The following is a 12,484-nucleotide window of genomic DNA, read 5'->3' on the forward strand; positions in this document are numbered from 1 at the left end:
CATCCCCTCTGGGACGCACGTCACGCCACCGTTTCGCCGATCTCGTTGTGCCGAGGCAGGTCCGGGAGTTGTATCGAGGCATGAGCGCACCCCTGCCCACCGACCTCGACATCGCGAACGCGGCGACCCTGCGTCCGCTCGCCGACGTCGCAGCCGATCTCGGCGTCACGTCCGACCACCTCGAGCCGTGGGGTCGTGACGTCGCGAAGATCGACCTCGCCGTCCTCGACGAGCCACGCCGCCAGCCCGACGCGAAGTACGTCGTCGTCACCGCGATCACCCCGACGCCGCTCGGCGAGGGCAAGACGACGACCTCGGTCGGGCTCGCCCAGGCGCTGCAGCGGCTCGACAAGCGTGCCGTCGTCGCGCTGCGCCAGCCGTCGATGGGGCCGACGTTCGGGATCAAGGGCGGTGCGGCCGGCGGCGGCTACAGCCAGGTCGTCCCGATGGAGCGGCTCAACCTGCACCTGACGGGCGACTTCCACGCCGTCACGTCGGCCCACAACCTGCTCGCCGCGATGATCGACAACCACCTGCACCACGGCAACACGCTCGGCCTCGACGTCCGCAACATCACGTGGCGCCGGGTGCTCGACGTCAACGACCGGGCCCTGCGCAACGTCGTCATCGGGCTCGGTGCACGTCAGGACGGCGTGGCCCGCGAAACGGGGTTCGACATCACGGCCGCGAGCGAGGTCATGGTGCTGCTCACCCTCGCGACCTCGTTGCACGACCTGCGCGAGCGCCTCGGCCGGATCGTCGTCGGCTACACGACGGAGGGCAAGGGCGTCAGCGCCGACGACCTGCACGCCGCCGGGGCGATGACGGCGGTCCTCGCGGACGCCCTCAAGCCCAACCTGCTCCAGACGCTCGAGGGCGGACCGGCCATCATCCACTGCGGGCCGTTCGGCAACATCGCGACGGGGACGTCGTCCGTCACGGCTGACCTCATCGCCATGCGCGGCAGCGACTACGCCATCACCGAGGCCGGCTTCGGGGCCGACATGGGGGCCGAGCGCTTCTTCGACGTCAAGTGTCGCGTCAGCGGGCTCAAGCCCGACGTCGCCGTGATCGTGGCGACGGTCCGCGCGCTCAAGACCCACTCGGGGAGGTATGCCGTCAAGGCCGGGAAGCCGCTGCCCGCGGGCCTGCTCAAGGAGAGTCCCAAGGACGTCGAGGCCGGGTTGGCCAACCTGCGCAAGCACGTCGAGATCGTGCGGCGCTTCGGCGTGCAGCCCGTCGTCGCGATCAACGCGTTCCCGGACGACCACGACTCCGAGCACGCCGTCATCCGCCGCTTCTGCAACAGTCTCGGAGTGCGTTCGGCAGTGACCCGTCACGTCGCCGAGGGCGGGGCGGGGGCACTGGAGCTCGCCCAGGTCGTCATCGAGGCCGCGCACGAGCCGACGAGCTTCGAGTTCCTCTATCCCCTCGACCTGCCGCTCGAGCAGAAGATCGAGGCCATCGCCACACAGATCTACGGCGCCGACGGCATCGACGTGAGCCCGGCGGCGGCCAGGGCGCTCAAGGACTACGAGCGCCTCGGCTACGGCGGCCTACCCGTCGTCATCGCCAAGACGCACCTGTCCATCTCGTCCGACCCCTCGCTGCGCGGGGCGCCGCGCGGATGGCGGATGCCGGTCCGCGAGGTCAGGGCTGCGGTCGGCGCCGGCTACGTCTACGCGATCTGCGGAGACATGCGGACCATGCCGGGCCTGCCGACCTCCCCCAACGCCGAACGCATCGACATCGACGAGGACGGCTCCGTCACCGGCTTGTCCTGACGACGACCGCGACGCTGAGGACGTGCACGAACCTGCACGCCGGACCTCCTCCGTACGTCGCCCCGCGGCGCTACAGTCTGCTCGTCAGTCCGCGCCGCTTCGCCGAACACCGCACGACACAGGGGCCTTCCGTTGATCTCGTCTCGCTCTTGCACGCCTGCCCACCCACCCGGTGACACCCGGTTCCGCCGGGGCCTGCGCGCACGACCACAGCTGCGCGGACGCGCGCTCGTCGGTGGCGTCGCCGCCGCCGTGGCGACGACGCTGCTGACGGCGTCCCCCGGTCTCACGGCGCCGCAGTCGGCCACGGTCGACCTCCTCACCTCCGTGACGTTGGCGGGAACACCGACGATCGGTGGCACGCTCAAGGCCGTCACGACGCCGGCGCTCGACGGAGCCGACCCGAGCGTGCGCTACCGCTTCGTCTGGAAGGACGGCGACGTACCGCTCACCGGCTACACGGGTTCGACGATGTACCTCAACTGGCTGCAGTACGGGTCGACGCTGAGCCTCACGGTCACCGCGACCGGCCCCGACGGCGTCGAGCAGTCCGCGACGTCGACACCCGTCGGTCCGATCACTGCGGTGGGCACACCGTCGGCCGTCACGCTCGGGTCGACGGGCGACGACGTCACGGCCGCCGGAACCCCGACCGTCGCGGCGACGACCGTCAGCACGAGGCACGGGGATGTCTCCCTCGAGCGCACGTGGCTCCGGGACGGGGTCCCGGTCGCGGCGACCGGGCAGACCGAGAAGCACGTCTTCGGGCAGGGCGACAGCGGGCACCGACTCAGCTTCCGACTGACCGCACGACAGCCCGCCTCCGGATACACCGGATCGCTGGCGAGCCCCAGCACCCCAGTGGTGGGGACGATCACTCCGGCACCGTTCCGTCTCACACCGACCACCAGCGTCAAGCAGCTCGAGACCATCGACATCGACCTGGCATCCGTGTCACGCACGCTCTATCCGCCCACGGACGCGGACTGCACGTGGACCCCCACGTGGTATCGCGACGGGCAGGCGATCCCGAACTTCCCCTACGTGTACAAGCAGGTCCAGACGACCGAAGGTGGGGCTCGCATCACGGCCACGATCCGCACCACCTGCAAGACCCTGGGTGGGGTGACGTTCACCCCGTCGGTCAAAGCGGCCTCGAACACCGTGACCGTGACCGGCCGCCCCGTGACCTGGACTCCCTGGGGCCCCGACTCGTACCGCGACGTCGTCGTCCGTCGCTCCCAGCAGAAGCACTACCAGGCCTTCTACGGCAACAAGGACTACGGCCCCTATCAGCTCGACTACGTCGAGGAGCTACCAGAGTTCGACGGCATGACGCGTGTCGTCACCGGCGGCGACCTCAACGGCGACAGCGAGGGCGACGCACTGGCCCAGACCTCCACGGGCGACCTCTACCTCTACACCGTCGGGGGCGACACGTCCCGGCGCCTCTGGAAGGTCGGCAGCGGCTGGGGCTCGATGAACCTCGTCTTCCTCGCCGGCGACCTCGACGGCAACCACGCGGGCGACATCCTCGCGCGGCGGGCCAGCGACGGGGCGCTGCTCCTCTACAGCGGCAACGGCGCGCGGGTGCTCCCTGGACGGGTCGTGGGCACCGGTTTCCGCACCGCGACGAAGATCGCGGTGAGCCCCGACGTCACGGGCGACTCGATCCCCGACCTCTACGCCACCTGGCCCGACGGCTCTCTGCGGATGTACCCGGGCACGGGACGCGGTGGCTTCAGGTCCGGTGTCGTCGTCGGCTGGAGCGGCTGGAACTCCATGGCGTTCATCACCGATGGGGGTGATGCCAACGGCGACGGCAAGGGTGACCTCTACGCCGTCGACCGGAGCAACCGGGCCTGGGTCTACTACGGCAAGGGCAACGGCACGCTCGGCTCGCGTGCCGTCATCGCGAACGGCTGGTACTTCACCGCCTTTCGCTGACCTCGCGCTACCTGCGCCGCTGCTTCCATCCCCGGCGGCCGTCCCGTCGCCGTGGCCTCGGCATGGCGACCTGCCCAGTCGTGACCGTCTCGCAGCCGCGCTGAGGGCGACGAGCGGTGCGTCGACGCTCACGACAGCGGAGTCCCGTCCACGCGCCGCGCCATCGCGACGTCGTCGCGGTAGTCGGTGGCACTGAGGCGAAGGCCGCGCGGCACCCGACCGACCTCGCTCCAGCCCGCCCGGGCGTAGAAGTCTCCCAGCCCCAGACCGTCGCGGTAGTCGAGGCGCAGCAGCTCGACCCACGGCAGCTCTCGTCGGGCGATGCCGACCATGCCACCGAGGAGGATGCGCCCGAGGTTGCGGCCCTGGGCGGCCGGGTCGACCATGAGGCGTTTGAGGCCTGCCACGTGGTCGTAGGGAAAACCTCTCGAGTGCTCCCAGAAGCCGAGGCCGAGCAGGGACCCGTCAGGCTCCCTGAGCACGCAGAGCTGCGAGCGCCGCTCGTGGACGTCGGCGAGGTGCCGGTCGAGCGCGGCCGCTACGTCGCGTCGTGCGGCGCCGGGTAGGAAGCCGACCGACCCACCGGCGTCGTTGACCCGCACCCAGAGGTCGACGGCATCCTCACCGAGCTCGGCGCCGAGGCCTTCACGAGGCACGGAGGCGACGCTCGGCGCCTCGAAGTACGGCATCGGCTCGCCGTCCGGCTCGTCCTTCATCCGGCGCGAGCCGACCTGGACGAGTCCCGCCGACACCGCCGTTCGCATCGACGCCGTGTTGACGGCGTCGACCATCGCCGTCACGAGCGCGTCCGGGCGGTGCTCGACGCCCCACGCCACGACCGCGCGCGAGATCTCCCGCCCGAGTCCCGCACCCAGGCGGTCGTGCGCGAGTCGGTAGTAGAGGTTGAGACTCGAGGCGTCGGAGTCCTTGTGCCGCAGGCCCGCCCACCCGATGACCGCACCGGTCGCGCGGTCGACGGCGGCGGCATACCCCAGCTCGTCCCGCTCCCAGTCAGCGATGTCGTCCGCGAGACGCTCACGGCAGCGCTCGGGGCTCGGCATGCTCGACGGCGAGTGGGCATAGGTGCGCGGGTCGCTGTGGAGGCGCACGTAGTCGTCGAGGTCGTCGGCCCGCGGACGCCGCAGCTCGAGGCGCTCGGTCGTCAGCCAGACCCCACCCCGGTCATCCGCCGCGGTCACGGCGCCTGTCGCTGGGGCGCGCGCGTCTCGCAGACGCCCAGGGGTGCGCCGTCGCAGCAGGGCTCGATGTAGAGGCACTTCGGGCAGCGGTTGTGCGCCTGCTCGGCATACATCTGGGTGCCGCAGTAGGGGCACGGGATCTCGAGGGCCATGGCCCTCATCCTCCCCGACAGCCCCGACGCCAGGACACCGACATGCCGAAGGACCCCCCGGTGGAGGGGTCCTTCGACGGTGCCTTCGACGTCAGCTGGCGACGACGGTGTATGCCGCGAGGTCGGGCTCCATGCTCGGCGTGACCTTGGCGCGCAGCCGGGTCCCCTCGGCCACGTGCTCGCTCTCGAGGATCTCGCCCTCCTCGTGGAGCCGCGAGATGAGGTCCCCGCGCTCGTAGGGCACGAGCACCTCGACCTCGATGTCGGGCTTCGGCAGCTCGTGGTCGATGAGGGCACGCAGCTCGTCGAGCCCGGCGCCGGTACGAGCCGAGACGGTGATGCAGTGCTTCTCGTGGCGGCGCAGCCGGTCGAGCACCTCCGGGTCGGCGATGTCCGCCTTGTTGACGACGATGATCTCCTTGATCTGGTCGCCGCCGACCTCCGCGAGCACCTCGCGCACGGCCGAGATCTGGCCTTCGGGATCGGGGTGCGAGCCGTCGACGACGTGCAGGAGCAGGTCCGAGTCGCCGACCTCCTCGAGCGTCGAGCGGAACGCCTCGACGAGCTGGTGGGGCAGGCTGCGCACGAAGCCGACGGTGTCGGCGAGCGTGTAGACGCGCCCGTCCTCGGTCTCGGTGCGGCGCACCGTCGGGTCGAGGGTCGCGAAGAGCTGGTTCTCGACGAGGACGCCGGCGCCCGTGAGGCGGTTGAGCAGCGAGCTCTTGCCCGCGTTGGTGTAGCCGGCGATGGCGACCGACGGGACGCCGCCAGCGCGGCGCGAGTGGCGACGCGTGTCACGGCTCGTCTTCATGCCCTTGATGTCGCGGCGCAGCTTGGCGATCTTCGTGTTGATGCGGCGGCGGTCGAGCTCGATCTTCGTCTCACCGGGTCCACGCGAGCCGATGCCCTCACCGCCGGCGACACGGCCACCGGCCTGACGGGACATCGACTCACCCCAGCCACGCAGGCGCGGCAGGAGGTACTGGAGCTGGGCCAGCTCGACCTGGGCGCGACCTTCGCGGCTCTTGGCGTGCTGGGCGAAGATGTCGAGGATCAGCGCCGTGCGGTCGATGACCTTGACCTTGACGACGTCCTCGAGGGCGCGCCGCTGGCTCGGGGCCAGCTCGCCGTCGCAGATGACGGTGTCGGCGCCCTCCTCGACGACGATGTCGCGCAGCTCGATCGCCTTGCCCTTGCCGAGCCAGGTCGCCGGGTCGGGCTTCTGACGACGCTGGACGACGCCCTCGAGCACGGTCGAGCCGGCGGTCTCGGCGAGCGCAGCGAGCTCACGGATGGAGTTCTCGGCATCGTCGGCGGTGCCCTCGGTCCAGACACCGGCCAGCACGACGCGTTCGAGGCGCAGCTGGCGGTACTCGACCTCGGTGATGTCCTCGAGCTCGGTCGAGAGGCCCTGGACGCGGCGGAGCGCGGCGCGCTCCTCGCGGTCGAGCTGGTCGCCGTCGTAGAGCGGGTACGCCGTCTCGTCGGTCTCGTTGAGCTCGTCGGCCAGCGCGTCGGCGCGGGTGGCGAAAAGGGTGCGCTCGCGCTGCGCGGCGCGGTCGGTGTCGCTGGTGTGGTTCGTGTGGTTGCTCGTCATGTTCTCCCTATGGTCCCACTCGTCCAACGCCACGAGCCACTCGTTTGTGCCCGAACCGGAGTGCAGGGCACCACGATCAGGGTTCCGCAGAGGACGGCTCGGGGCCGATACCGTGACCGTGATGAGCGAGCCGACCGACCACTACTTCACCGCCGAGCCGGCCACCCCGGACGAGCGTCGCACCATCGAGGTCACCCTCGACGGGCAGCGGTTCACGCTGACGACGGCCCGGGGCGTCTACTCCCCCGACCGCCTCGACCCGGGCACGGCCGTGCTGCTCCACGGTGCTCCCGCCCCGAGCCCGACCGGCGACCTGCTCGACATCGGCTGCGGGTGGGGCCCGATCTCTTTGACCCTCGCGCTCCGCTCCCCCGGCGCCAGGGTCTGGGGTGTCGACGTCAACCGCCGGTCGCTCGACCTGGCCCGCACCAACGCCGCGGCGGTGGGGGTCGACAACACGACCTTCTGCGAGCCGGACGACGTGCCGGACGACGTGCGCTTCACGACGATCTGGTCCAACCCGCCCATCCACGTCGGCAAGGCCGCCCTCCACGCCCTTCTCGAGCGGTGGCTCCCCCGCCTGGCCGACGACGGCGTCGCGCACCTCGTCGTCCAGAAGCACCTCGGCTCCGACTCGCTCCAGCGGTGGATCACCGAGCAGGACTGGGGCCTCAGATGCACTCGCCTGTCCTCCGCCAAGGCGTTCCGCATCCTCGAGGTGCGTCGTGCCTGACGTGGACCTCGCCGTCGACGACGCGCGGGACCTCGTGGCGCGCTGGTTTCCCGAGGCGCGGGCTGCCTGGCTCGGCGGCAGCGTCGTCCTCGGCTCCGCCACCCCGGGCTCCGACCTCGACGTGACGGTGCTCCTGCCCGGACCACCAGCGCCGTATCGCGATGCCCGGCGCTTCCGCGACTGGCCGGTCGAGCTCTTCGTGCACACCGAGACGTCGCTGGGCCACTACGTGCGGCGCGACGTCGCCGCAGGACGGCCCACCATGGTGCGGCTCCTCGGGCGCTCGGTCGTCCTCCTCGACCGCGACGGCTCCGGTGCCCAGTGGCAGCTCACGGCGCAGCAGCTGCTCGCTGCAGGACCTCCCCGGCTCACCGGCGACGACCTCGACACCATGAGGTATGCCGTCACCGACCTGCTCGACGACGTCACCCACGCGCACGACGCCCACGAGCGGCTCGTCTGCGCCGTGCTGCTCGCCGACGAGGCCGCCCACCTGCTCCTGCACGGATCCGGTCACTGGTGGGGCCGCGGCAAGTGGGTGTCGCGCGAGCTGGCCGACTTCGACCAGCGCGAGGGCGGCACCTGGCGGGAGCGACACGAGCAGGCACTCGTCACCGCGGCTGCCGGCGACGTGTCGCTGCTGCTCGGCTTCGCCGACGACGTGCTCGCCCGCAACGGTGGACCGCTGTTCGAGGGCCATCGGCTCGCGGGCACCGACCCTGCTGCGCCAGCGGCTCCCGGTTCGACCTGATCCCGAGCCGCGGGTGGCTGCCGCCACCACCCGAACTGGGCGACGGTCGTCAGAGCGGGAAGTCCCCGTCGGCGACGAGGACCGCGGGTCCTGCGAGCTCGACCCGCTGGCCTGCCAGGGGCGTCACCGTCAGGCGCCCACCCGGCACGTCGACCGTCCACGGGGTGAGGTCCTCCACGCCCGACCAGAAGCGCGTCGCGAGGGCGGCCGCAGCAGCGCCCGTGCCGCACGACCGCGTCTCGCCGACCCCACGCTCGTGGACGCGCATGGCGATGTGACCGGGTCCGACGGCCCGGACGAACTCGACGTTGGACCCGTCGGCCGGCTCCGGATGGAGCTCCGGGGCCTCACCGAGGTCGAGGTTCTCCAGGGCGATGCCCTCGGGCAGCATGACGACGGCGTGCGGATTGCCGAGGTCGAGGGTCAGCGCCGGCACGGGCTTGCCATGGCGCGGCTTCACCATGACGTCGAAGCCGTCGCGGCGGGCACCCTCCTCGTCGCCGAGACGCCACGGCCCGAGGTCGACGGCATACCCGTCCTCGACGACGCGCACCGTCTTGACGCCGGCGCGCGTGGCGATGCTGAAGGTCGAGCCGAAGGCGAGCCCCTCCCGGCGCAGGTACTCGGCGAAGACGCGCGTGCCGTTGCCGCACATCTCGGCGAGCGACCCGTCGGCGTTGCGGTAGTCCATGAACCATTCGGCCTCGCGCGACTGGGCGCGGACGGTCTCGTCGGTCGACAGCGCCGTGCGCACGACCCTGATGACGCCGTCGGCGCCGAGCCCGGCGTGCCGGTCGGCGATGCGCTGCACCTGGGCGGGGGTGAGCTCGAGCGAGCCCTCGAGGTCGGGGACGAGCACGAAGTCGTTCTCGGTGCCGTGGCCCTTGGTGAAGCGCGTCATGTCAGTCATTCTCCGGTATGCCGTCGCGCACCCGCGCATCCGCCTCGCGAACCGCCGAGAGGGCCCGGTCGAGCAGGTCCGGGCTCGTGGCGTCGAGCCACTCGATCCGCGGGTCGGGCCGGAACCACGACTCCTGCCGACGCGCGTAGCGGCGCGTCGCCTGGGCCGTGTCGCTGCGCGCCGTGGCCTCGTCCAGGGTGCCGTCGACGACGGCGATGGCCTGGCTGTAGCCGATGGCCCGGCTCGCGGTGACTCCCTCGCGCAGACCCTGCGCGAGGAGGGCCTCGGTCTCGGCACGCAGCCCCTCCTCCCACATGCGCTCGACACGCCGCTCGATGCGTTCCACGAGGAGGTCGCGGTCGACGCGGAGGCCCAGGACCACTGCCGGAGAGACGAACTCGCGCGTCGGCATCGACGCACTGAACGGGCGGCCGGTGAGCTCGATGACCTCGAGGGCCCGGATCACGCGTCGGCGGTTGCCGGGCAGGATCGCGGCGGCGGCCTGTGGGTCGAGAGCGAGCAGCCGGGCGTGCATCGCGTCTCCGCCGACCGCCTCGGCCTCGGCCTCGAGGCGCCCGCGCACGGCGGCGTCGGTGGGCGGGATCTCGAGCCGGTCGAGGGCGGCCCGGACGTAGAGTCCCGAACCGCCGACGAGGAGTGGCCGGTGGCCCCGGCTGCGGATCGCGGCGATGTCGGCGCGCGCTGCCGCCTGGTAGCCGGCGACGCTGGCCTCCTCGGTCACGTCGAGGACGTCGAGCTGGTGGTGCGCGATGCCGCGCCGCTGGACGGCGGGGAGCTTGGCCGTGCCGATGTCCATACCACGGTAGAACTGCATGGCGTCGGCGTTGACGACCTCGCCAGCGAGCCGCGCGGCGAGGTCGAGGGCCAGGTCGGACTTGCCCGTCGCCGTCGGGCCGACGACCGCGACCACCGGGGCGGCCACCGTCGGCGCGCTCTCAGGCGTCACGACGGTCCGGGCGCGAGCAGGTCGGTGCTGTCACGAGGCCGGTGCTCAGCCGATGAGGTCGTCGGCGTACTCGTCAGCCTCGTCCTCGTCGTGACCGAACGGGTCCTTGTCGACGCCCGGGTGCCACGAGCTGCCGGGCTTGCCCCAGCCGTTGCGCTTGACGGCCTTGCGGGCCTTCTTGGACTGACGGTCGTCGAGACGGTCGACGTAGAGCGTGCCGTTGAGGTGGTCGTACTCGTGCTGCATGCACCGCGCGAACCATCCGGTCGCGTCGAACTCGACGCGGTCGCCGTCGACGTCGAAGCCGATGACGTGGGCGCGGTCGGCCCGCTTGAGGGGGAAGGCCTCGCCGGGCACCGAGAGACAGCCCTCGGTCTCCTCGTCGGGGTTCGGGCGCTCCTGCGGGATCTTCGAGGTGGTGACGGTGGGGTTGATGACGTGCCCCTGCTCGGGCACGCCGTCCTCGTTGGCCATCTTCCAGATGAAGACCCGCAGCCCGACCCCGATCTGGGGTGCCGCGAGGCCGACGCCGTTGGCCGCGACGTTCGTCTCGTACATGTCCTCGACGAGGGTGCGGAGCTCGTCGTCGAAGTCCGTGACGAGGGCCGCGGCCCGGTGCAGGACGGGTTCGCCGGTGATGACGATGGGGCGCACACTCATGCGCCAAGTCAAGCACGTGGGGACGTGCTGGCCCGAATCGGCTCAGACGACAGAGCAGCCCGGGGCCACCGGGGTGACGGCCGGTCGCCCGATGGACGGCATGCCGAGGCTGACGGCCGGCTTGCCCGTCCCCTGCGGCGCGTCCTGGAGCGCCGCCCAGGCGTCGCCGCCGGGAGTGCGCCGGACGGCATACGTCCCGCCTCCGAGACCCGAGTCCGCCACGAGGTGGTGCGGCGCGCCGTAGGTGACCTCCACGGTGACCATGTCGCCGGGCCGGGGCACCTCCGCGCCCTCGGGGACGGCGAAGTGGACGAGCCGGTTGTCGCGGGCCCGCCCGGACAGCCGCTTCGTCTCGACGTCCTTGCGACCCTCGGACGGCGCTACGAGCACCTCGACCTCACGGCCCTCGACGGCCCGGTTGCCGGCCCAGCTGACCTCCTCCTGCACGGCGATGAGTCGCTCGAAGCGCTCCTGCACGACGGCCTTGGGGACCTGGTCGTCCATCGTCGCCGCGGGAGTGCCGGGGCGGATGGAGTACTGGAAGGTGAAGGCGCTGGAGAAGCGTGACTCGCGCACGACGTCGAGCGTGCCCTGGAAGTCCTCCTCGGTCTCGCCGGGGAAGCCGACGATGATGTCGGTCGTGATCGCCGCGTCCGGGATGTGCCGGCGGACGTTCTCGATGATCCCGAGGAACTTCGTGCTCCGGTAGGAGCGGCGCATGTCCTTGAGCACCTTGTCCGAGCCGGACTGGAGCGGCATGTGCAGGCTCGGCATGACGTTGGGCGTCTCGGCCATGGCGAGGATGACGTCCTCGGTGAAGGCGGCCGGGTGCGGGCTGGTGAAGCGGACGCGCTCGAGGCCCTCGATCTCGCCGCACGCACGCAGCAGCTTGCCGAAGGCGAGCCGGTCGCCGAACTCCACGCCGTAGGTGTTGACGTTCTGACCGAGCAGGGTCACCTCGACGACGCCCTGGGCCACGAGTGCCTCGATCTCGGCGAGGATCTCACCCGGGCGACGGTCCTGCTCCTTGCCGCGCAGGCTCGGCACGATGCAGAAGGTGCACGTGTTGTTGCAGCCGACCGAGATGGAGACCCAGGCGCTGTAGGCGGAGTCACGACGGGTCGGCAGGGTCGAGGGGAAGACCTCGAGGCTCTCGAGGATCTCGACCTCGGCGCGCTTGTTGTGGGCCGCCCGGTCGAGCAGGGCCGGCAACGAGCCGATGTTGTGCGTGCCGAAGACGACGTCGACCCACGGCGCGCGCTGGACGATGGTGCCGCGGTCCTTCTGGGCCATGCAGCCGCCGACGGCGATCTGCATGCCCGGGTTCTTCTGCTTCGCCGGGCGCAGCTGCCCGAGGTTGCCGTAGAGCTTGTTGTCGGCGTTCTCGCGCACGGCGCACGTGTTGAAGACGACGACGTCGGCGACCTCCGGCCGCTCTCCCGTCGGCAGGCTCGCGAGGTCGACGTAGCCCGCCGTCTCGAGCAGCCCGGCGAGTCGCTCACTGTCGTGGACGTTCATCTGACACCCGTGCGTGCGTACGTCGTAGGTGCGGGGCGAGCCGGCGGGCGCGGTGGTGGCGGCCCTGGGCGTGGGCGCGAAGTTCTGCGTTGTCATGGCACCGACAAGGGTACGTCGTGCAGCCGGCTCCCACGTGCGGGCGCGGTCGACGCTCCGGTCCGGCCTCGATCCCAGCGCGCGAGACGAAGGAATAGGGGCGGTGGTGGACCCGTTGAAGCCATTGCTTGACAGTTCAACAACTTGGAGGCATCATAGTTGTTGAAGATTCAATAACC

The 12,484-nt window shown here is 71.2% G+C and carries 11 protein-coding genes; 4 read left to right on the forward strand and 7 right to left on the reverse strand.

Translation table 11 applies throughout. The features are described from left to right. Positions 1 to 80 precede the first annotated feature (80 nt). On the forward strand, positions 81 to 1,784 hold the full coding sequence (locus NR112_RS02075) for a formate--tetrahydrofolate ligase (RefSeq protein ID WP_256792320.1): 1,704 nt from the start codon (positions 81 to 83) through the stop codon (positions 1,782 to 1,784). A gap of 132 nt (positions 1,785 to 1,916) precedes the next feature. Beyond that, complete coding sequence (locus NR112_RS02080; RefSeq protein WP_256792321.1) at positions 1,917 to 3,731, forward strand: hypothetical protein; 1,815 nt, start codon at positions 1,917 to 1,919, stop codon at positions 3,729 to 3,731. A gap of 128 nt (positions 3,732 to 3,859) precedes the next feature. Here the strand turns inward: NR112_RS02080 and NR112_RS02085 are convergent, their stop codons facing one another. From NR112_RS02085 to hflX, 3 genes are all read right to left on the reverse strand, one after another. Beyond that, a complete protein-coding gene (locus NR112_RS02085; protein ID WP_256792322.1) occupies positions 3,860 to 4,930 on the reverse strand; it encodes a GNAT family N-acetyltransferase in 1,071 nt (356 codons plus the stop codon). Then, a complete protein-coding gene (locus NR112_RS02090; RefSeq protein WP_256792323.1) occupies positions 4,927 to 5,082 on the reverse strand; it encodes a hypothetical protein in 156 nt (51 codons plus the stop codon). Before NR112_RS02090 ends, NR112_RS02085 begins: the two co-directional genes overlap by 4 nt. A 91-nt stretch (positions 5,083 to 5,173) precedes the next feature. Further along, positions 5,174 to 6,679 (reverse strand): GTPase HflX, encoded by a 1,506-nt coding sequence (gene hflX / locus NR112_RS02095; protein ID WP_256792324.1) that lies wholly within the window; start codon positions 6,677 to 6,679, stop codon positions 5,174 to 5,176. 121 nt (positions 6,680 to 6,800) lie between these two features. Here hflX and NR112_RS02100 point away from each other — a divergent pair, with 121 nt between their 5' ends. Further along, positions 6,801 to 7,412: a class I SAM-dependent methyltransferase gene (locus NR112_RS02100; protein ID WP_256792325.1), complete on the forward strand. Its 612-nt coding sequence runs from the start codon at positions 6,801 to 6,803 to the stop codon at positions 7,410 to 7,412. Next, a complete protein-coding gene (locus NR112_RS02105) occupies positions 7,405 to 8,163 on the forward strand; it encodes a nucleotidyltransferase domain-containing protein (protein WP_256792326.1) in 759 nt (252 codons plus the stop codon). Before NR112_RS02100 ends, NR112_RS02105 begins: the two co-directional genes overlap by 8 nt. Before the next feature lie 49 nt (positions 8,164 to 8,212). Here NR112_RS02105 and dapF read toward each other — a convergent pair whose 3' ends face one another. The 4 genes from dapF to miaB are packed head-to-tail and all read right to left on the reverse strand — an operon-like array spanning position 8,213 to position 12,305. Then, positions 8,213 to 9,064, reverse strand: coding sequence for a diaminopimelate epimerase (gene dapF / locus NR112_RS02110; protein ID WP_256792327.1), 852 nt, complete (start codon positions 9,062 to 9,064; stop codon positions 8,213 to 8,215). 1 nt (position 9,065) lies between these two features. After that, positions 9,066 to 10,031: a tRNA (adenosine(37)-N6)-dimethylallyltransferase MiaA gene (gene miaA, locus NR112_RS02115; protein ID WP_256792328.1), complete on the reverse strand. Its 966-nt coding sequence runs from the start codon at positions 10,029 to 10,031 to the stop codon at positions 9,066 to 9,068. A gap of 45 nt (positions 10,032 to 10,076) precedes the next feature. Then, positions 10,077 to 10,691 (reverse strand): peptide deformylase, encoded by a 615-nt coding sequence (gene def, locus NR112_RS02120; protein WP_256792329.1) that lies wholly within the window; start codon positions 10,689 to 10,691, stop codon positions 10,077 to 10,079. Positions 10,692 to 10,733: 42 nt separating this feature from the next. Then, entirely contained in the window at positions 10,734 to 12,305 is a 1,572-nt protein-coding gene (miaB, locus tag NR112_RS02125) for a tRNA (N6-isopentenyl adenosine(37)-C2)-methylthiotransferase MiaB (RefSeq protein WP_256792330.1), read from the reverse strand. Positions 12,306 to 12,484: the final 179 nt, after the last annotated feature.

The sequence above is a fragment of the Terrabacter sp. Ter38 genome, from assembly GCF_024519435.1.
Classification (GTDB): domain Bacteria; phylum Actinomycetota; class Actinomycetes; order Actinomycetales; family Dermatophilaceae; genus Terrabacter.

What these genes read in the sequence shown, in the direction of transcription:
- def (WP_256792329.1), bottom strand. Translation starts at nt 10,691, where the DNA reads ATGAGTGTGCGCCCCATCGTCATCACCGGCGAACCCGTCCTGCACCGG.
- NR112_RS02100 (WP_256792325.1), top strand. Translation starts at nt 6,801, where the DNA reads ATGAGCGAGCCGACCGACCACTACTTCACCGCCGAGCCGGCCACCCCG.
- NR112_RS02075 (WP_256792320.1), top strand. Translation starts at nt 81, where the DNA reads ATGAGCGCACCCCTGCCCACCGACCTCGACATCGCGAACGCGGCGACC.
- NR112_RS02090 (WP_256792323.1), bottom strand. Translation starts at nt 5,082, where the DNA reads ATGGCCCTCGAGATCCCGTGCCCCTACTGCGGCACCCAGATGTATGCC.
- dapF (WP_256792327.1), bottom strand. Translation starts at nt 9,064, where the DNA reads ATGACGCGCTTCACCAAGGGCCACGGCACCGAGAACGACTTCGTGCTC.
- miaB (WP_256792330.1), bottom strand. Translation starts at nt 12,305, where the DNA reads ATGACAACGCAGAACTTCGCGCCCACGCCCAGGGCCGCCACCACCGCG.
- hflX (WP_256792324.1), bottom strand. Translation starts at nt 6,679, where the DNA reads ATGACGAGCAACCACACGAACCACACCAGCGACACCGACCGCGCCGCG.